The organism is Streptomyces sp. NPDC020379 (genome assembly GCF_044387105.1).
GTDB lineage: Bacteria > Actinomycetota > Actinomycetes > Streptomycetales > Streptomycetaceae > Streptomyces.
On sequence record NZ_JBIRVR010000018.1, the window covers coordinates 104,640 to 124,082 of the forward strand.

Genomic DNA, 19,443 nt, shown 5'->3' on the forward strand with positions numbered 1-19,443 from the left:
TCATCGTGCCCCGCGGCGGGGGATCACGCCTGGTGCGCGTCCCAGAAGGCGCAGTGGTGCTCGGCGCCCGCGTCCACCACCCGGATCCCGTCGGCACCCGGAGCCAGGCTCAGCACCAGCGGCGCGTCGTTCCGGAAGGCCGGCCACCGCGGCGCGCCCGGGAGGTCCGGGCGGGACGTGTGCGCGAAGCGGGCCCAGTAGCCGACCATCCGCTCCGACAGCTCCAGCTGCGCCGCCGTGAAGGCCGGCTCGACCGGGATGTCGAAGAGGTACGGCAGCTCGAAGGCGTGCGCGGCCGCGTACGGGAAGTCCTTCACCTTCGGGAACCCAGGGATCACCGGCGGGTTCGGGTCGCTGAACTCGTAGCCGTACGTGGGTACGCGCGCGGCCAGCGCCCGGTCGGCCCGCAGGGTCGTGCACGTCCACGCGCGGTCGGTGAGCGCCGCGGACCAGGCGAGCGCGGGCGAGGGGTACTTCGCCGCCGGGTAGAGCTCCTCGACTGCCGCCGCCGCGTTGCCGAAGGAGCCCTGCAGCCGGGCCCGGTAGACGTTCGCGTCCGGGATGGGGTGGTCGGCCAGCGACAGGGCGACGAAGAGGCGCATCTCGTCGTGGTTGCTGCCCTGGACGACCGGCACCCGGTGGAAGCGGCCGCTCTCCAGCGCCCGTTCGGGCCGTTCGGGCAGCAGCGCGTTCCCGTAGGAGACGAACGAGAACTTCTGCGTCAGCTCCGGGGTCACCAGCTTCGCCGCCGGCAGCGCGCGCAGACAGCGCAGCGCCTCGGCTCCGGGCACCAGACAGCCGAGCGAGCGGGCGGCCGTGGCGCCCGCGTCCTGCACCCGGCTCTGCGGCGCCCACGGGCTGTAGGCGGGGCTGCCGGGTGCGGTGGCTCCGGCGGGCATCGAGGTCATGCACGAGCCGCTCTGGATCACGGCCTTGTGGAAGAGTCCCGCCGACGTGGGTGAGATCAGGTGGGCGCAGGTGCTGAGCGCGCCCGCCGACTCCCCGAAGAGGGTGACGTCGCGCGGGTCGCCGCCGAAGCGGGCCGCGTTGGCCCGCACCCAGCGCAGGGCGGCCTGTTGGTCGGCGAGGCCGTAGTCGGGCGCGCCGCCCAGTGCCGGGTGGCCGAAGAAACCGAACACGCTCAGCCGGTAGTTGACGGTCACCACCACGGCGTCGCCGCGTACCGCGGGCCGCTGCGCGGCGTAGTCGCTGCCGCCGCCCGAGGTGAAGCCGCCGCCGTGCACCCAGACCATGACGGGCCGGCCCCGGCCCGCCGCGCGGCCCTTGGGCGCGGTGACGTTCAGATAGAGGCAGTCCTCCGAGCCGAGCACCTTGCCGGGCTCGTCCGGCGACAGCTGCGCGCAGCGCGAGCGGGGCGCGCCCGCGTCGCGTACGCCCTTCCACTTCGCCGCCGCGGCGGGCAGTTGCCAGCGCCGCGCGCCGGTGGGGGGAGCGGCGAAGGGGATGCCGTCGAAGGTGTCGTACGTGCCGTGCGCCACGCCGCGGACCTGCCCGTGGTCGGTGGCGACGACGGGTCTCTCCGGTGCTTTCGCCTGTCCGGGTACGGTCACGACGAGGGCGCTGAGCATGGCCAGAAGTACGGTGCCGAGCAGGGTGCTTCGGAGTCGGTGGAAGGGGAATTCCGGCATTCAGGGTGCCCTTTCGCTGGGACCGGGCGCAGGGGGTTGGCCCGGGCGCCCGGAATGTACCCAGAAGGTCCCATGTACACCTGTTCTGCTTGTCCCTCGTCCCGGCGCCGGTGAGGATAAGGGGCCCGATACGAGCGCAGGCGGTCCCGCGGCGGTCGTCGGCCGCGCCGCTGCCGGTGCCACGCGTCCGTAGGCTGGTCGGCGCTGTCGGCTGTCGGCTGCCGCGAAGGGCTGGGCGAAATGAATGGGGAGAAGTCGCTTCAAGTGGCCGTTGCCGCGGCCGAGGCCGCGGCGGATGTCCTGCGCCGTCATCGCGCTGACGCGCAGGTCCGGTACAAGGCGGACGGTTCTCCCGTCAGCGAGGCCGACGTTGCCTCCGAACGCGCGATCCGGTCGGTCATCCTGGAAGAGTTCGCCGCGGACCGGTTCCTGGGGGAGGAATCCGGGCCGGTCGGGAACGGGCCGCGCTGCTGGGTCGTGGACCCCTTGGACAACACCGCTTGCTACCTGCGGAGTTCAAGTGAGTACGCGGTCATCGTCGGGCTGCTCGACGCCTCGCGTCCCGTGGTCGGTGTCGTCGTGACCCCGCACGACGGCGCGGTATGGCGGGCGGTGGCGGGGCAGGGCGCGTGGGGGCCGGACGGAGAACGTCTGCGCTGTTCGGGGACCGGCCGGTTGGCGGACGCCACCGTCACGTACGCATCGCTGCGGCGCTGGCGGGAGATCGGGCTGGACGGCGTGCTCGGGAAGATCGCCGGGAGCGCTTCTCATGAGAGCCTGCATGGCGGATTCCGGGGAATGCTGGCCGTGGCCTCCGGGACGGTTGACCTGAACCTTGACCCGTGGGGCAGCCTCTGGGATCACGCCGGACTTGTGCCGTTGCTGGAGGAGAGCGGGGCGGTCTGCCGCAGAGTGGTGCGCGCCGCGGGGCAGGCCGGGCTGGTCACCGGGCCGGAACCGCTCGTGCGCGCCGCTGCTGAACTGGGCCTTCCGCTGAGCGACGGGCCGTGGGACCCGGGCACGTACGGGCAGGCCGCCGGTGGCGGTGCCTGAGGGGCGGAGTGTGCCGCGATCGCGCCGGGCCGCTCGGGTCCGCCGCCGGGCCGTCGCATCGCGGCGGCTCCGTCGCGCGAAAACGGAACGTGCCCACCCCCGCTGAAGGGGGGTGGGCACGTTCCGTTTTCGCGGGGGAAGCGGTCAGACCTTCGCGGGCTCCGGCTCCACATCGACGGACTTCGCGGACGGCGGCTCCCGGTGCAGACCCTTGCGGTCGTAGAAGCGCGTCACGCCGAAGCCGAAGAGCGCGGCGACGACGAGGGCGATGCCCATGGAGACCCACGCGCGCGTCAGGCCGGCGTCGGCCTGGGCGTCGTAGTAGAGGATCGAGCGCAGGCCGCCGGTGATCTGGCGCAGCGGCTCGAACTCCGAGAGCAGCCGGAAGAAGTCGGGCAGCGCCTGCAGCGGCACCGTCGCACCCGAGGACGGGACGGCCATCGCGACGAAGACGATCGTCGAGAGCAGCATGCCCGGGAGGCCGAAGGCGCGCAGCAGGGCCAGGGCGCCGATGCCGACGACGGCGACGGTGGCCACGGAGTAGACCCACAGCAGGCCGAGGTGGGAGGCGTCCATGCCGAGGATGCCGACCGTGGCGAGCTCCACCAGGGAACCCATCAGCACGGAGAGGCCGACCATGAGGACGGAGTCGATGGCCAGGGTGCGCACCCGGCTCGTGTGGCGCAGCGGGTTGCGCTGGCGGATGGGGCCGAAGTCGGTGTGCGCGTAGCCGAGGAAGGTGTCGACCTGCGAGACGAGCGCGTTGGCGCCGAGCATGCCGCAGACGACCAGGACCAGGGCGTAGTAGAAGGCGCTCAGGCCCATGGCGCTGTGGGTGCCGAGCGGGTGCCCGTCGGTGACCTCGACGTTCACCGGGTCGGCGAGCATCAGCTGGGCGGCCGGGGCGAGCTTGCCGCCCTGGGCGTTCGCCTGCTTGAGGAGCTCCTTGCCGAGCTGGGCGGAGGCGCCGTGGGTGGCCTTCTGCGTCGCCGTGCTGGCCATGGAGGAGCCGAAGCTGCCGGCCGACTGGTTGGTCAGCACCGTGATCGTCGGCCGGACGGCCTTCGTCTGCTGCGGGCTGAGCAGCCCGGTCAGCGAGGCGGTGAAGTTCTCCGGCACGACGATCGCGCCGAACAGCTTGCCCTGGCCGAGCCGCTTGTCGGCCTCGGCCTTGCCGAGCACCTGCCAGTCGAAGCTGTCGTTGCCTTCCGCGGACTTCTTGATCCCGGAGATGACCTGGTCACCGGCGTTGAGGTGCTTGCCCTTGGCGACGTCGGCACCCTTGTCCTCGTTCACCAGGGCGACGGGCAGGTCGCGCAGGTGACTCTTGGGGCTGACGTTGCCGCCGACATAGAGGAGGGAGAACAGCGCGGCGATCACCGCGAGGATGAGGCCCGAGCCGATCCACAGCCGCGGACTGCGGAGCGCGGAGGAGGGCGGAGGGGAAGACATGAACGCTCCGGTTCGATCACACAGAGTTACTAGATACTGGAGGTATCCAGTGCTGGATAGTGACAGTATCGGATAGGGGTGTCTGATCGCGACCGCGGGGTGCCCGGCCACTTCACCGACGAGGAAGCCGCATGAAGATCTCGGAGCTCAGCCGCACGACCGGCGTGCCGGTCGCCAGCATCAAATACTTCCGTCGGGAAGGTCTGCTGCCGGCCGGCCGGGCGACAGCCGCCACGCTGGCCGAGTACGGGGACGAGCACGTCCAGCGGCTGCGGCTGATCAAGGCCCTGACCACCCTGGGCGGCCTCTCCATCGCCGCCACCCGCGAGGTCCTGGCCGCGGTCGACCGGGCCGACAGCGCCGACGGCACCCTCAAGGCGATCAGCTACGCCCTGCCCGTGCCCGTCGCCCAGGCCCCGGCCGGGGGCGCGGCCGCGGCGGCGGCGGCCGAGGCCGCCGCGGCCGCGGACGTCTCCGGTCTGATCACGGCGATGGACTGGCACATCCCCGGCACCTCGCCGCACATCAGCGGCCTGACCACGGTCCTCCGGGAGCTCCGGCGCCTCGACGCGGACTACCGCCCCGAACGCCTCCTCGCCTACGCGGAACTGGCCCGCTCCATCGCCCGGCTGGACCTGGAGCGGGCGGCCGCCTTCGAGGACTCCCCGACCCTGGCCGAGCAGGCGGTCGTGGTCCTGGCCCTCTCCGGCCCGATGCTCGAACTGCTGCGCCGTCTGGCCCAGGAGGACCAGGTCCGCCGCCGGACGGCGTTCGAGGACGCCTCCTCGTAGGGAGGCGCCGCCCCCGGCCGTGGCTAAGGGCGCGGCCCCAAGGTCCGCGCCCCCTCCCTCACCGAGATCGCCAGTGCGGGACAGGACTCCGCCGCGTCCAGCACCGTCTCGTCGGGCGCCGTCTCACCGTGGCGCACCCGCGACCGCTCCTCGGACATCTCGAACAGCTCCGGTACGAGCGCCGCGCAGATGCCCGAGCCCAGGCACCGCTCACGGTCCACCGACACCTGCCAGACCATCGCTCACCACCCCACCGGCATCGTGCGCGGCCCGCGGACCAGCATCTCCGTCTTCCACTCGATGTCGCCCGCCGCCCGGATGCCCGGCACCCGCGACACCAGCGCCCGCAGCGCCTCCTGGAGCTCCAGCCGGGCCAGCGGGGCGCCCAGGCAGTGGTGCACGCCGTGCCCGAAGCCCAGGTGCTGGTTGCCCGTGCGGCCGAGGTTGAGGGACTCGGGCGTGGTGAAGCGCAGAGCGTCGCGGTTGGCCGCGCCGACCGCCACCAGCAGCGGCTCGCCCTCGCGCACCAGCGTGCCGCCCACCTCGACGTCCTCCGTGGCATAGCGGGCGAACGACGCGCCCACGCCCAGCGGCACGAAGCGCATCAGCTCCTCGACCGCCGTGGGCACGAGCTCCGGCTCCGCGCGCAGCCGCTCGAACTGCCCCGGGTGATCCAGCAGCGTGCACAGGAAGTTGGGGATCTGGGTCGCCGTCGTCTCGTGACCGGCGATGAGCAGACCGTCGATCAGATCGATCAGTTCGAGCTCGGTGAGCCGGTCGTCCACGTCCCGCGCCTCGATCAGCGCGGTCATCAGATCGTCCGCGGGCCGTACGCGGTGTGCCTCGACCAGCTCCGCCATGTACGCGCGGAACTCGTCTCTGGTCGCCGCCATCTCCTCCGTGCTCAGCGCGCTCGTCGACAGCGCCGCGTCGCTCCAGACGCGGAAGCGCCCCTGGTCCTCGGCCGGCACGCCCAGCAGTTGGCAGATCACCCCGACGGGCAGGGGCAGCGCGAAGCTCTCGACCAGGTCGGCGGGCGGCCCCGCCGCCACCATCCGGTCCAGCAGGCTCTCGGCCAGCTCACGCACGGCAGGCCGCAGCCTCTCGACCCGGTGCACGGTGAACGCCTTCGACACCAGGGTCCGCAGCCGGGTGTGGTCCGGCGGATCCATGCTGAGGATCCCGGACTCCCGCCGCCCCGGAGTCCGGCGTGGCTCGTCGTGGTGCGCGGCCGCGGCCCGGCTGAACCGCCGGTCACCGAGCACGAGCCGGGCGTCGGCGTAACGGGTCACGAGCCAGGCCGGCTCACCGTGCTCCATCCGCACGCGCAGCAGCCCCTCACCGTCGCGCGCGTGCTCGTACAGCTCGGACAGGGCGAGACCGGAAGCCTCGTTGAACGGATAGGTGGCGGGCTCGACATGTGCGGTGGTCATGCGTACCCCTTCCCGTACGGGATGTGGCGCCATTGCCAACCTCACGGTAAATGCCTTTGCGTGCAGTGGCCACGGTGCGTCGGGGCCCCGCTGAGCGCTCGCTCTTCCGCGCCGTTTCAGGAGCGCGCCCGCGGCACCGGCGCCGCCTCCTGGCGCGCCCGGCCGCCCGCGTCACTGATCCTGAGGAGCACCGCCACCAGCAGCCAGTTCGCCACCAGGGACGAGCCGCCCTTGGCGAGGAACGGAAGCGCCTTGCCGGTCAGCGGGATGAGGCCCATGACGCCCCCGGCCACCACGAAGACCTGGAGGGCGAGGGCCGCCGAAAGCCCCACCGCCAGCAGCTTGCCGAACGGGTCCCGCGAGGCCAGCGCCGCGCTCAGCCCGCGCTGCACCAGCAGCCCGTACAGCACCAGCACCACCATCGTCCCGGCCAGCCCCAGCTCTTCCCCGACCGTGGTGAGGATGAAGTCGCTGCGCCCCGCGAAGCCGATCAGCTCCGGGTGGCCCTGGCCCAGGCCCGTGCCCGTCACCCCGCCGCTGCCGAAGCCGAACAGCGCGTCCGCGAGCTGACTGGAGATCAGCCCCTTGGGCCGCCGCTCCAGGGGCAGGAAGATGTCGAAGGGGTGCAGCCAGGCGACGATGCGGCCCTTGACGTGCGGCTCGGTCGAACCGACCACCGTCGCCCCCACCACGGCCATCGCCAGCCCGAACAGCACCCAACTGATGCGCTCGGTCGCGGTGTAGAGCATCACCACGAACAGCCCGAAGAAGATCAGCGAAGTGCCCAGGTCCCGCTCGAAGACCAGCACCAGCAGGCTCAGCACCCACACGCCCAGGATCGGCCCGAGCTGCCGGCCCGGCGGCAGCCGCACCCCCATCACCTTCCGCCCGGTGAGCGCCAGCGCGTCCCGGTGGATGACCAGATAGCCGGCGAAGAACACCGCGATCATCGTCTTGACGAACTCGCCCGGCTGGAACGACAGCGGCCCCACGAAGATCCACCGCTTCGCGCCATAGGTGTCGCCCGGGAAGAACGCGGGCGCCATCAGCAGCACCAGCGCGACGGCCATCAGCACATAGATGTAGCGCTGGAGCCACCGGTGGTCCTTCAGCAGCAGGACCACCCCCACGCACACCGCCACACCGATCACGGTCCACAGCAACTGTCCGGACGCGGTCGGCTCCGCCGTCTTGAAGCGGGCGCTGTAGGCGAAGTCCAGCCGGAAGAGCAGCACCAGCCCGAGCCCCGACAGCAGCACCGACACCGGCAGGATCAGCGGATCGGCGAAGGGCGCCCACCGGCGCACGGCCAGATGCGGTACCACCGCCAGGCACACCATGCTCGCCGCGAAGCCCGGGAAGCCGCGCGGGAAGGAGCCGTTGACCGACAGCCCGGCGTAGACATAGCCGAAGCAGCTGATGAGCACGGCCATTCCGAGCAGCAGCGCCTCACGGTTGCGCCGCCGGGACGCCAGCGGGCGCTCCGGCGTCGCCGGCCGTTCGTCCTGGCCCTCGAGTTGCACGGATTCCACGGTCACACTGATCAATGTTGGACCGCGGGCGCTGAAGAAAACCTGAAGGTTCCGAGCGAACCTTCAGGAATCGGTCAAGCCGCCCAGCGGGAAGCGGGCCACCAGCAGCGCGCCGCCGCCCGCCCGCTCACCGGCCGTCAGCGTCCCGCCGTGCGCGTGCGCGATCTCGCGGGCGATGGCCAGCCCGAGCCCGCTGCCGCCGCTCTCCCGGTCCCGCGCGGCGTCCAGCCGCACGAAGCGCTCGAAGACCCGCTCCCGCCGGTCCTCCGGGATGCCCGGACCGTCGTCGGCCACCTCCAGCACGGCCACCGCACCGCCGTGCGCGAGAGCCGCGCGCACGGTGACCCCGCTCGCGGCGTGCCGCAGCGCGTTGTCGACGAGATTGGCCAGCAACCGCTCCAACTGCCCCGCGCGGCCGCGCATCGGCACGGGAGCGTCCGCCCGCACCGCCACCGGCACCCGCCCGGACGGCCGCCGCGCCGCCTCCTCGGCCGCCAGCAGGGCCAGGTCCACCGGCTCCCCGGCCGAGGGCACCCGCGCGTCCAGCCGCGCCAGGAGCAGCAGGTCCGCGGCCACCCGCTGCAGCCGCACGGTCTCCGCCAGCGCGGCCCGCACCGACTCCTGTGTCGGACCACCCGGGGCCGCCAGCGCCACCTCCAACTGCGAGCGCACCGCCGCCACGGGATTGCGCAGCTCGTGCGAGGCGTCGGCGACGAACTGCCGCTGCCGGCCCACCGCCTGCTCCAGCCGGTCCAGCGTGGCGTTGACCGTACGGGCCAGCAGCGCCACCTCGTCGCCGGCCGCCGGCTCCGGCACCCGCCGGTCCAGCCCGCTCGGGGTGACCGCCGCCAGCTCCGTACGGATCCTCGTCACCGGCCGCAGCGCCAGCCCCGTCACCGCCCACGCGATGAGCGCGGCCAGGGCGATCAGCGGCGGGGAACCCGCGAGCAGGCCCAGGGCGATCGCGTGCGTGGCACCGTCCACGTCGTTGAGGACCGTCAACGCGTAGACGTAGCGCTCCCGTCCGCCCGACGAGGCCCGCACCACCACCACGTCACCGCGCTCCCCGCCCATCGCCCGCGAACCGGGCAGGACACGCGACGCCACGTCCTGCCCCGGCGGCGGGCGCAGCGCCCGGAACTCGCGCGCGAGCGGGCCCGCGGACGGGCGGGTCGTGGCCACCACCTCGCCGCGCCCGTCCAGGACCAGGACCACGTCGACGCCCGCCCGGGGCGCCGCCAGCAGCGCGGGCAGCCTGCTCGCGTCCGCCTGCGCGGCCACCTCGCGGGCGGCGAGCTCGGTGCGGCCGTTGGTGTCGTCCAGCAGATTGGTGCGCAGCACGGCGTAGAGCCAGCTGCCGCCGACCCCCAGGACCAGCGCCATCGCCAGCGCGGCCGCGGCGGCGGCGCGGCCACGGACGGTGCGGGGCAGCAGCCGGGAGCGGCGGCCGGCGTCAGCCACCGTCGGGCGCGATCCGGTAGCCCGCGCCGTGCACGGTCACGATCGCCCGGCGGCCGAAGGGAGCGTCGATCTTCCTGCGCAGCGAGGAGACGTACACCTCGACGATGTTCGGGTCGGTGTCGGCGGGGGAGTCCCAGACCTCGTCGAGGATGTCCCGCTTGGCCACGACCTGCCCGGCGCTCAGCATCAGGCAGCGCAGCACGGACTGCTCCCGCGCCGTCAGCTCGATCTCCCGCTCCCCGCGCCGGCAGGCCCGCGCCGCCGTGTCCAGGACAAGGTCGCCGGCCCGCAGCAGGCGCACCGGCTCCACGCCCCCGCGGCGGCCGAGCGCGCGCAGCCGGGCGCTGAGCACCACGAAGGAGAACGGCTTGGACAGATAGTCGTCCGCCCCCGCGTCGAGCCCCTCCGCCTCGTCGTACTCCCCGTCCTTGGCGGTCAGCATCAGCACCGGTGTCCACTGGCCCAGCCTGCGCAGGCGGCCGCAGATCTCGTAGCCGTTCAGCCCCGGCAGCATCACGTCGAGCACGATCACGTCGTACGCTCCGGCGAGCGCCGCCTCCAGGCCACGCGGCCCGTCGTGGACGGCGTCCACGACGTGACCTTCCGCGGCCAGCCCCCGGCGGAGCGAATCGGCGAGCCCCACCTCGTCCTCGACAATCAGTATGCGCACGCCCCAAGCGTCACATACCGTCCCGGCACACCCCGGGGGTGGTCGGACCGCTCGCGCTGCGTGATGTCTCGCACACCCGGTGGAACGGCCGTAACCGCCCGCCGCCGCGCCGAGTTGTCGTCACGGAGACGATCCTCTACGGGACGGAGCAGTGGTACATCCATGAGCAAGCGCCAGAAAGGCCGTCGGCATCGCAAGGTCAACCTCACCCCGCGGCCCCGCGCCACGACGGCACCGCCGCGCCCGGTGGTGGTCCCCGAGCTCGGCAGGCACATGGCCCGTACGTGGGAGGGGCTGCGGACCTACGGCGCCGCGGGCGCGTCCCTGGAGGAGCTGGCCGAGGCGGTGGGCTATCAGGCGCGCACGGTCCTCAAACACGTGACCGGCTTCGCCGACCAGGGGCTGGCGGAGTCGCGCGGCGACCGCTGGTACGCGCGGACCGGGTGACACGGCCGGGACACGGGTCCCGTTGACGCCGGACGGGCCGGAGAGATCCGGCCCGTCCGGCGTTCCACGCCCCGGGGCGTCACTCGATCTGCGTCGCCCCGCCGTTCTCACGGCGCCTGCGCTCCAGCGCGGACAGCACCCGCTCGTGATCCGCCAGCGCGTCCGCCGCCCGCTCCAGGGACCGCGCCGCGGACTCCGCGCGCACCGCGTGACCGAGGATCTGCCTGCGCAGCGCCGCGCCCTCCGGGTCGGGAAGGGACACCGTCAGCGCGCCCGCGCGCAGCCGCCGCGCCTGCTCCAGCAGGTGCGTGGCCTCCGCGCGGACGGGCCGCGACCAGGGCGCCGCCGCCGAGTCGTTCCGCTCCATCAGTTGATCCCTCCGGGTCGCAGCATCCGCCAGGGCGCGAACGCGTTCCGCACCCCGTGCAACGGGCGCGCCAGTTCCGGGTGGTGGCGCAGCAGGACGTCGGTCATCCCGGTGCGGTCGATCCACTCCAGGCCCTCCGGGGTGTAGACCTCCGGCCGGTAGTCCGTGGTGAAGAAGCGGTCGCTCTTCAGCCGCCGGGACGCCATCAGCACGAAGACCCGGAACGCGGTGTCGCTGAACGCGAAGCCGCGCGGCCGGGGTTCGGCGTACATCCCGACCATGGTGTCGACGCGGTCCAGCCGCCCGTCGTAGACCTCGCGCAGCTCCGCCGCCAGCCCCACGTTCCCGCCGGTCAGCTCCTCGAAGTCGGTCACCGGCGGCCGGTGCAGGGCCGCGCGGAAGGCGGTGTAGCGGGGCACGCCGCGCTCGCGGTCGCGCAGGATGTCCACCGTGCCCAGGTCGACCCGCTCCCCGGAGACCCGGGAGAGATCGCGCAGACAGTCCGGGTGGTTGTGCAGGGTGATGTCGCCGGGGTTCATGATGCCGAAGGAGTACAGCAGGTCCGACCAGCCCCAGCGGTCCACCGCCTTCCGCGTCGCGAGCGCCTGGAGCGGCTCGAAGTCCGTGCGCTCGATCAGCGCGCCCGTGCGGTGCGAGTGGATGGCGTACTCGTCCCGGATCAGCGGATGCAGCCGGTACGAGGTCACGAACTCCTCGGTCATGGAGAACGGGGCCGTGTGATGGTCGGTGGGCGAGCCCAGGATCCCGAAGACCGTCTCGCCCCTGCCGAACCGCCTGACGCGGCCGCGCACCCGGGCGGGCAGCACGCCGTACCAGTTGATGTGCATCGCCGCCCGGGTCACCGGCCGGTCGATCACCGCCGGGGTCCACTCCACCGTATGGATCTTCGCCATGACCGCCGCGTTGACCAGCCGGGCCGTCTGGAAGAGCCGCTCGTCGTCCCAGGTGGGGTGCGCGGCCGCGATCCGGTCGCAGATCGCGTTGTGCTCCTTGGCGAAGAGCGTGTGCAGCAGCGACAGCCCGACCCAGTAGTTGTCGTTGAAACCCGTCAGGTCGATGCCCGACAGGCCCGGCCGCACCTCGTCGGGCAGCCGCCCGCCCACCACGGCCAGCTTGCCGCGCTCACCGGTCCGCAGGGCCCGGCACCGCTCCTCGCTCGAACCGTAGATCTGCGAACCGTCCCACCAGTGGCTGACGGTGTTCTCGTACGTCGGCGGCCGCGTCGGGTCGGAGTGCGGCACCGGGTCGGGACGGGAACGGCGTACGAGCATCGGGCAGGACGGCCAGTCGTCGTCCGCCGCGAGCGGGACGTCCAGCGGCTCGTCCACGCGGTTGTCGCCGTGGCTGAACCAGCCGTGGTTCTGGAACTGGATCCACGCCGCCGCCAGCATGTTGAGCGTGGGCGCCGGCCGGAAGCCCGAACGGCGGGCCAGCAGCCGCCTGCTCACCTCGCGCGGGCCGGGGCTGAACAGCCCCTTCTCCTCGTCCTCCGGGAAGGTCTGCGGCAGCGGGCAGTTGCGGTCGAAGCGGGTGCCCGCCCGGCCCATGTCGACGTCGGCCGGGTCATAGCCCGAACCGTCGTAACTGCGGTACGGCAGCAGCTCAGGGCTCGGCGTGCGGGGCCGCTCGCCGCCCGCGCCGTAGGTGTCGTAGAGATTGTGCGCGCGCAGCAGCTCCCGCTGTCTCTTGATCTCCAGGAGCGCGAGCGGGAACGGCAGGGAGTGCCACTCGCGGCGGGGGCGCGGGACGGGCGTCATCGAAAGAGCTCTCCATCAGAAGGGGCCGGGGGCGGGGAATCCGTGCGGGCGGCGGGTTCAGCGGTCGTGGAGCCGGAGGACGACGGTCTCCTCCACCCGGCCGCGGTACGGCGCGAGCAGCTCGTCGACCTGGTCCCGCGCCTCCGGGACCACCTTGTCCAGCCCCTGCGCGTACACGTCGACGTTGTGGCACTGCGGGAAGTCGTGCGTGGGGTCCGCCCAGGTGATCTCCAGCCAGCCGGCGGGCAGCGGGAAGACCGACACCGGGCTGCGGCCCTCCAGACTGGGCACCACGTCGTGCTCGTTGACGATGCTGACGACCTGGGTCCGCGGGTCGCGCGGGCGCTTGAAGTCGATCGGCGAGCCGACGGCGACGACATGCGTCAGCCGCCAGCGGTCGGTGACCTGGGGGAGCTCGGCCAGGCTCATGGCCGTCACCCCGCCCTGGCTGTGCCCGATCAGCGCGATCTCCGCGCCGTCCGGCACGGTGAGCGCGAGAGCCTTGCGCACGGCCCGCGTGTACGGCGAGTCGTTGCGGCCCACCGCGGTGACGGCCCCCACCAGGTCCTGCGGGGTGGGGTTGCGCGGCAGCCCGAAGGCCATGCCGGGCAGCAGCACCACATAGCGGGTGATGCCGTCGGGACCGGTGACGCGCTGCACGAGGGTCCGGCCGTCGTTGCCGAGAGCGGCCAGGTTCCGCAACTGGCCGCTGATGCCGCCGTCGAGGTCGAGACCCGCCAGGAACTCCGGGTCCGGCGGCATGGCCACGGCCCGGCCCGCGCCCCGGTCCCACCGCGCCCAGGCCCTGATGCCGAGGCCGAGCAGCGGGTCGCCGTCGGCCCGCGTGCCCGTGACGATGCACCAGGCCGCCTTGTCGTTGAAGGGGTTCTCGTCCACCAGCGCGTTCCACGCCATCACCTCGGCGAGGGCGGGCGCGAGCGCGGCCAGGGCCCGCTGGGCGCCCTGCGCCCGGACGTTCTGCCGGAGGATGCGCAGGGCCAGCAGCTGCCGGTCGGAGTCGATGGCGATGAGCAGCCGCCGCACCGGCCCCTCCTCCACGAACTCCCGGTGCCGCACCGCGCACAGCCGGATCCGCAGCTTGAGCGCGGCCACCGCCATGTCCAGCGCCAGGCTCCGCCTGCTGGTGAGCACCCCGCCCAGCCAGGCCGCCCGGCCCACCCCGCCGCCGTCGGGCGCGTACCCGAGCCCGGCGGGGTCGACGAGCGTACGGGCCAGGGCGCCCACCGCGCGGGCACCGCTGCGCGGCGACCGGCCCACCGACCTGAGCAGCGCGGGATCGGTGGCCACGGCGGTCACGGCCCGCCCGGCCTCCCGCACGATCCCGGCGGCCTCACTGAGCGTCCGGGCGAGGGCGGCGAGCTCCGCGGTGTCGAGGGCGGGGGACTCCTCGGGCGCCTCCGGCGTGAGGGACCGCACCGCCGGCGCTTCCCGCGTGGGTGTCCCGGGCGCCTCGGGAGCGGCCTCCGGTACGGCCTCCGGCTCCTCGGCCGGGACCGTGTTCTCCGCCGTCACGCGTCCTCCCTCTCCTCGTCCGGGCGCGCCGCCGCGCGGACGCCGATGCGCAGGTGCGTCGTGTCGAAGGTGAGCGGCAGGGGACGCGACGGGCTCAGGCGGACGCCGGAGACGGCCAGTTCGCCGCCGCGCAGCAGCTCCGCGACGAAGCCGGTGGCCAGCTGGAGCCCCAGCTCCGTGCCGCTGCACTGTGCCTCGCCCCGGCTGAACGGGCTGATCGCCCAGTCGTTCTCCGCCGTGCCGTCGAGCCACTTCTCCGGCGCGAACCGGTGGGCGTAGTCGATCCGTTCGCCGTCGCGCGCGTGGAAGCCGGCGGGCACCAGGATGTTGATTCCCCCCGGTGCCACCGCACCCCGCCAGCGCGTCTCGGCGGTCGTCCGCCGCATCAGGCTGGGCACGGGCGCCCACAGGCGCGCCGCGTCCTGGACGCAGGCGCGTACGTACGGCATGTCGCAGAAGCCGGCCACCGTGCGGGGGCCGTGCTTGCGGTCGGCGGCCTCGACCTCCGCCAGGGCGCGCTCGTGGTGCCGGGGGTGCGTGGCGAGCAGGGCCAGCGCCTGCACGGTGGCCGCCTGCACCACCGCCAGCGCCATGAACCAGTGCGAGACCTGGGCCTCGGGCGCCGTCTCCGGCCCCCGGGGCGCGCCGCCGAACAGCCCGGTCAGGGCGCGCGGGTCGGCCTCGGCCAGATAGCGGGCCTGGCGCTGCATCATGCGCCGCCGGACCCGCCGGGCGCGGGCCGCGCGCCAGCGCCGGGCACCCATCCAGTTGGCCTCGGCGAGCAGCTCGCCCAGCAGCAGCGAGAACTCCTCGTCGTCCGCGGCGGCCTCGCCCAGGAAACAGCGCCGCCCCACGCGGTCGAACCGCTCCCGGAACGCGGCGGTGTCGAGCCCGGCGAGCGCGCGCGGGCCGAGCAGGGCCGCGGCCTCCTCGCCGACGACCCGCAGGAAGTGGTCCGCGAGCCGGTGCACAGGGCAGCCCGCGTCCAGGACGGAGTCGTTGAACGCCCTGCGGACCGCGCGCTGCCCGCCGTGCGAGGCGACCAGCGCGTCGGGCTGCACCCCCGCGAAGCCGGTCACCTTCTCCCAGGTGTCCACCGCGTACACCTCCACCGGCCCGGCCAGCACCTGCCGCGCGTCCTCCGCGTCCAGGACGAGCAGGGTCGGCCCGGAGGTGCCGCGCACCATGACCGGTCCGCGGCCGTGCGCGCGGCGCATCCGCCGCATGGTGTCCACGGCGTGCCGGCCGGCGTCCAGCCGGGCCACCAGCGCCGCGACGCGGGGCCGGCCCCGGAAGACGCCCTTGAGGTAGTTGGGCAGGAGATAGGTGACGGCGAGCCGCAGGTTCTCGCCCGCGGACGCGGTGGGCAGCGCGGTGCCGAGCTCCGTGCCGGCGTCCGTGGTGCTGTACAGGTGGATCATGCGAGGACCTTCCCCGGGTTGAGCAGCCCCTCGGGGTCGAGCAGCCGTTTGACGTCCCGCTGCAACCGCAGGTTGCGGGGCGGTAGTTCACGGGCGAGCCAGTCGCGCTTGAGGGTGCCGACGCCGTGCTCGCCGGTGATGGTGCCGCCCAGCTCGAGACCGGCGGCCATGATCGCGTCGTACGCCTCCCGCGCCCGCCGGACGGCGTCCGCGTCGGAGCGGTCGAAGACGACGGTGGGGTGGAGGTTGCCGTCACCGGCGTGGCCGACGGTGGAGATGTAGAGGCCGTACTCGCCGGCGATGTGCTCGATCCGGTCGGTCAGTTCGGCCAGCCGGGCGCGCGGCACCGCCACGTCCTCGATGAACGCCGTCACATCACCGGGCAGTTGCCCCGCATGGGCACTGACCGCGGGCAGCACCATCCGGCGGGCGTCCAGGACCTCGCGGGACTGCTCGCCGTCGGCGGCGGCTGTGACGGACAGCGCCCCGGCCTCCCGGCACAGCACGGCCATCGCCCGCACCGCCTCGGCGGCGTCGGGCGCGTCGCTCGCCACGATCAGCGTGGCCGCCGCGCCGCCCTTGAGCAGCGGGTGGCCCAGCGCCGCGACCGCCTCGGTGGTCGTACGGTCCATGAGCTCCAGGGCGGACGGGACATGACCCGCGCCGATGATCGCCGCCACGGCCTCGCCCGCGTGCGTGGCCGAGGGGAACCGCGCGAGCAGCGCCAGCGCGGGCGGCGGGGGCGGCCGCAGGGCCAGCGTGGCCTCGACGATGACGCCCAGGGTGCCCTCGGAGCCGACGAACAGCCGGGTCAGGTCGTATCCGGCGACACCCTTGACCGTGCGCCGGCCGACGCGCAGCACCTCGCCGTCGGCCAGGACGACCGTCAGCCCGAGGACGTAGTCGGCGGTGACCCCGTACTTCACACAGCACAGCCCGCCCGCGCCGGTGGCGATGTTGCCGCCGATCGTGCAGCGCTCCCAGGAGGCCGGGTCCGGCGGATAGCACAGGCCGTGCCCGGCGACCGCTGCCGCGAGGTCCGCGGTGACGACACCGGGCTCGCAGCGCACCAGCCGGTTCGCCGGGTCGATCTCCAGGACGCGGTTCATCCGGACCATGGACAGCAACAGGCAGCCGTCGACGGCATTGGCGGCACCGGCCAGCCCCGTGCGCGCGCCCTGCGGGACGACCGGCACGCCGTACGCCCGCGCCGTGCGCACCGCGTGCTGGACCTGCTCGACGGTCTCGGGGCGCACCAGGACCGCGGGTCTGCCCGCCTCGCTGAAGGGCGCCGCGTCCCGGCTGTGCGGGGCGAGTTCGTCGTCCCCGGTCAGCACGGTGCCCTCGGGCAGCGCTTCGGCCAGCGCCGCGAGCAGCGGCTTCTCGACGGATACGGTCATGGGCAACTCCAGGGCACGGTCAGGCACAGGTGGGGCGGGCGGAGCGGGGGAGAGCGGTCACAGGGTCGGCGGCACGGTGGTGACCGGCGCCTCGATCAGGACGGGACCGTCGTCGGCGGCCGTGGCCGCGGCGACCAGCCCGGCGAGGTGCGCCGCGTCCGTCGCGCGGTGCGCGGTCACGCCGTAACCGCGGGCGAGGGCGCACAGATCGAGCCCGGGGAGATCCAGGCCGGGCACGCCGGGGGTGTTCTCGAAGCGCCCGAACCACTTGAGGATCGCGTACTCGCCGTTCGCGGGGATCACGAAGGTGACCGGCGCCCGGCAGGCGGCCGCGGTCCACAGCGCGGTGATGGCGTACTGCGCGGAGCCGTCGCCGACCACCGCCACCACCGGCCGCTCCGGCCGCCCGAGCTGCGCGCCGACGGCCGCGGCGAGGCCGAAACCCAGCCCGCCGCCGGTGGTGGTGAGGAAGGAGCCGGGCCTGCCCACGCGGATCAGCTCGCGGAACGCCTGGAGGTTGGAGGGGGATTCGTTGACCCACAGGGTGTCCGGCGGGGCGGCGCTCGCGACGGCGGCGAGCGCGGTGACGGCTGACATGGGCTCGGAGGGATCCTGCGCCGGGGGTTCCCGCCGGGGCACGGGTGCGGGCCCTTCCGCCTTCCGTACGAGCCGCGTCAGCCGTTCCAGCGTGGGGCGCAGGCCGGCGACGAGCGCGTCGCCCACCGGGGCGCGGGCGGCCTCGCCGGGGTCGCTGGTGAGCAGCACCAGTTCGGCTCCCTCGGGCAGCACCGGCCCGGCCACATAGGGGTAGTAGCGGAAGACGGGCGCCCCGGCCACCAGGACCAGGTCGTGCCCTTCCAGGGCCTTGGCCAGCGGTGCCAGCGCCGGGGGCAGCACGCCGCGGTAGTGCGGGTGGTCCTCCGGGAAGCCCGCCCTCCCCTCGACGGGGGAGGCCCACACCGGCAGGCCCCGCCGCTCGGCGAGCGCGACGGCCGCGTCCCACGCGCCCTCGGCGTCGACGGAACCGCCCGTCACCAGCACCGGGTTGACCGCCGCGTCGAGCCGCCGGGCGAGCGCCTCGATCGCGGGCTCGTCGGCCGCGGTGGCGTCGGTGACGCCGCGGCGCGCGGCCTGACGTGCGGCTTCGGCCTCCGCCGCGTCGAGCTCGACGTCGAAATCGTCCATCGGCAGTGACAGGAACACCGGGCCCCGGGGAGCGGTTTCGGCCAGGTGGAAGGCGCGGGCGAGGGCCGCGGGCACGTCCTGGGCGCGGGGCGGCTCGTACGCCCACTTCACGGCGGGCCTGGGCAGCAGCGTCGCGTCCACGTTGGTCAGCAGCGCCTCCATGGTCACCATGGCCCGCACCTGCTGTCCGGCCGTCACCACCATCGGGGTGTGGTTGGCCGCGGCATTGATGATCGCGCCCATGGCATTGCCGACGCCCGGGGCGGTGTGCAGATTGACGACCGCGGTGGTCCCGGTGGCCTGCGCGAACCCGTCGGCCATGCCGACGACCACGGCTTCCTGGAGACCGAGGACATAGCGGAAATCGTCGGGGAAGTCCTGGAGGAAGGGGAGTTCGGTCGAGCCGGGATTGCCGAAGACGGTCGTCACGCCGCGGGCCCGCAACAGCTCGAACACGGCGGCTCGTACGGTCGTCATGGCGCGCACCTCTTGAGATGGGAGTGACCGGGGAGAGGGGAGCATTGCCTGTTCCCGTCCGGCGGAGTCATCAATTCCGAAGATCAGCCGGGTTTTCATTCCCAGGGGTGAACGCCCGTTTCGCGATGACCGGGAAGCTGGTGTAGAGGGGGCGCGTGGGAGGGCCCCGTCACCCGGGGTGCGGGCGGCGGGGTCCGCGGACGACAAGAATCGGCCTGGTCCTGCCTGGACACCGAGAGCGGAGGCGGAGCGGGCGGGCGGCCGCACGGGGGCGTGCTCACCCGGCGCTTCCGCCCCGCTGCTCAGTGTCGCCGCAGTCCCGGCCGCGCCGCTGCCGTGCGCGACATCCCGAGGCCGGCCAGGGCCAGTGCGACGACGCAGGCCACCGCTCCCACGATGACGTTGCTGACGACGGCGCGCGTGGCGAACGCGTGCCCGGCGACGACCCACGGCGAGACGATCGTCCAGGCCGCGATGCAGAGCCCGGCCCAACTCATGGAGTGGGTACGCTCGTAGGCGTGTCCGAAGCCCCCGGCGAGGCAGGCGAAGGCGACGCCGGTGATGAGGTTGTTGACGGCGAGGGTCGTCGCGCCGCTGAAGCCGGCGATCCATGGGGAGGCGGCGAGATAGACGCCGCACAGCAGGGCGAGGGCCTCGACGCCCTGCGCGACGGGGGTGCTGGTCGTTTCCTCGGAGTGGGCGCGGAGCGCCAGGATGTCCGGGTGGTGTTCGATCCGGGGTGAGGTTGGGGCGGTCACGTCAGCCACCTTCTTCTTTCAGTGTCAGTTCGGACC

Annotated in this window: 17 protein-coding genes; 3 read left to right on the top strand and 14 right to left on the bottom strand. The window is 73.7% G+C overall.

All coding sequences use genetic code 11. From position 1 onward, the window contains the following. Positions 1–23 precede the first annotated feature (23 nt). Positions 24–1,649, bottom strand: coding sequence for a carboxylesterase/lipase family protein (locus tag ACH427_RS23030; protein WP_398871962.1), 1,626 nt, complete (start codon positions 1,647–1,649; stop codon positions 24–26). 264 nt (positions 1,650–1,913) lie between these two features. On the opposite strand from ACH427_RS23030, the gene ACH427_RS23035 reads away from it, so the two are divergent. Further along, entirely contained in the window at positions 1,914–2,702 is a 789-nt protein-coding gene (locus tag ACH427_RS23035; protein WP_398871964.1) for an inositol monophosphatase family protein, read from the top strand. Positions 2,703–2,846: 144 nt separating this feature from the next. On the opposite strand, the gene ACH427_RS23040 is transcribed toward ACH427_RS23035, so the two are convergent. Then, positions 2,847–4,154, bottom strand: a complete 1,308-nt coding sequence (locus ACH427_RS23040) for a YhgE/Pip domain-containing protein (RefSeq protein ID WP_398871966.1) — start codon at positions 4,152–4,154, stop codon at positions 2,847–2,849. Between the two features lie 131 nt (positions 4,155–4,285). Here ACH427_RS23040 and ACH427_RS23045 point away from each other — a divergent pair, with 131 nt between their 5' ends. Continuing rightward, complete coding sequence (locus tag ACH427_RS23045) at positions 4,286–4,945, top strand: MerR family transcriptional regulator (RefSeq protein ID WP_398871968.1); 660 nt, start codon at positions 4,286–4,288, stop codon at positions 4,943–4,945. Between the two features lie 23 nt (positions 4,946–4,968). On the opposite strand, the gene ACH427_RS23050 is transcribed toward ACH427_RS23045, so the two are convergent. The 5 genes from ACH427_RS23050 to ACH427_RS23070 all read right to left on the bottom strand — a co-directional run bounded on the left by ACH427_RS23050 (position 4,969) and on the right by ACH427_RS23070 (position 10,041). Beyond that, positions 4,969–5,184: a ferredoxin gene (locus ACH427_RS23050; protein WP_398871970.1), complete on the bottom strand. Its 216-nt coding sequence runs from the start codon at positions 5,182–5,184 to the stop codon at positions 4,969–4,971. A 3-nt stretch (positions 5,185–5,187) separates the two neighbouring features. After that, positions 5,188–6,378, bottom strand: coding sequence for a cytochrome P450 (locus tag ACH427_RS23055; RefSeq protein WP_398871972.1), 1,191 nt, complete (start codon positions 6,376–6,378; stop codon positions 5,188–5,190). A gap of 116 nt (positions 6,379–6,494) precedes the next feature. Beyond that, the gene (locus ACH427_RS23060) at positions 6,495–7,811 is read right to left on the bottom strand and encodes an FtsW/RodA/SpoVE family cell cycle protein (RefSeq protein WP_398872053.1); all 1,317 of its coding nucleotides are present in this window, start codon (positions 7,809–7,811) and stop codon (positions 6,495–6,497) included. A gap of 162 nt (positions 7,812–7,973) precedes the next feature. Next, complete coding sequence (locus tag ACH427_RS23065; RefSeq protein ID WP_398871974.1) at positions 7,974–9,371, bottom strand: sensor histidine kinase; 1,398 nt, start codon at positions 9,369–9,371, stop codon at positions 7,974–7,976. Further along, positions 9,364–10,041 (bottom strand): response regulator transcription factor, encoded by a 678-nt coding sequence (locus tag ACH427_RS23070; protein ID WP_398871976.1) that lies wholly within the window; start codon positions 10,039–10,041, stop codon positions 9,364–9,366. The genes ACH427_RS23065 and ACH427_RS23070 overlap by 8 nt, the downstream gene beginning before the upstream one ends. Positions 10,042–10,203: 162 nt before the next feature. Here ACH427_RS23070 and ACH427_RS23075 point away from each other — a divergent pair, with 162 nt between their 5' ends. Continuing rightward, positions 10,204–10,488 (top strand): hypothetical protein, encoded by a 285-nt coding sequence (locus ACH427_RS23075; protein WP_398871978.1) that lies wholly within the window; start codon positions 10,204–10,206, stop codon positions 10,486–10,488. A gap of 79 nt (positions 10,489–10,567) precedes the next feature. Here the strand turns inward: ACH427_RS23075 and ACH427_RS23080 are convergent, their stop codons facing one another. From ACH427_RS23080 to ACH427_RS23110, 7 genes are all read right to left on the bottom strand, one after another. Then, positions 10,568–10,855: a hypothetical protein gene (locus ACH427_RS23080; protein ID WP_398871980.1), complete on the bottom strand. Its 288-nt coding sequence runs from the start codon at positions 10,853–10,855 to the stop codon at positions 10,568–10,570. After that, positions 10,855–12,633 carry a peroxidase family protein gene (locus ACH427_RS23085; RefSeq protein ID WP_398871982.1) on the bottom strand — a complete coding sequence of 593 codons (1,779 nt, stop codon included), beginning with the start codon at positions 12,631–12,633 and terminating at the stop codon, positions 10,855–10,857. The genes ACH427_RS23080 and ACH427_RS23085 overlap by 1 nt, the downstream gene beginning before the upstream one ends. 57 nt (positions 12,634–12,690) lie before the next feature. Next, positions 12,691–14,166, bottom strand: a complete 1,476-nt coding sequence (locus tag ACH427_RS23090; RefSeq protein ID WP_398871984.1) for a hypothetical protein — start codon at positions 14,164–14,166, stop codon at positions 12,691–12,693. Then, positions 14,163–15,587: a cytochrome P450 gene (locus tag ACH427_RS23095; protein ID WP_398871986.1), complete on the bottom strand. Its 1,425-nt coding sequence runs from the start codon at positions 15,585–15,587 to the stop codon at positions 14,163–14,165. Before ACH427_RS23095 ends, ACH427_RS23090 begins: the two co-directional genes overlap by 4 nt. After that, positions 15,584–16,987 carry an FAD-binding oxidoreductase gene (locus ACH427_RS23100; protein ID WP_398871988.1) on the bottom strand — a complete coding sequence of 468 codons (1,404 nt, stop codon included), beginning with the start codon at positions 16,985–16,987 and terminating at the stop codon, positions 15,584–15,586. Before ACH427_RS23100 ends, ACH427_RS23095 begins: the two co-directional genes overlap by 4 nt. A gap of 57 nt (positions 16,988–17,044) precedes the next feature. Further along, positions 17,045–18,649 carry a benzoylformate decarboxylase gene (gene mdlC / locus ACH427_RS23105; RefSeq protein ID WP_398871989.1) on the bottom strand — a complete coding sequence of 535 codons (1,605 nt, stop codon included), beginning with the start codon at positions 18,647–18,649 and terminating at the stop codon, positions 17,045–17,047. A 302-nt stretch (positions 18,650–18,951) separates the two neighbouring features. Continuing rightward, complete coding sequence (locus tag ACH427_RS23110) at positions 18,952–19,407, bottom strand: SPW repeat protein (protein WP_398871992.1); 456 nt, start codon at positions 19,405–19,407, stop codon at positions 18,952–18,954. Between the last annotated feature and the right edge of the window lie 36 nt (positions 19,408–19,443).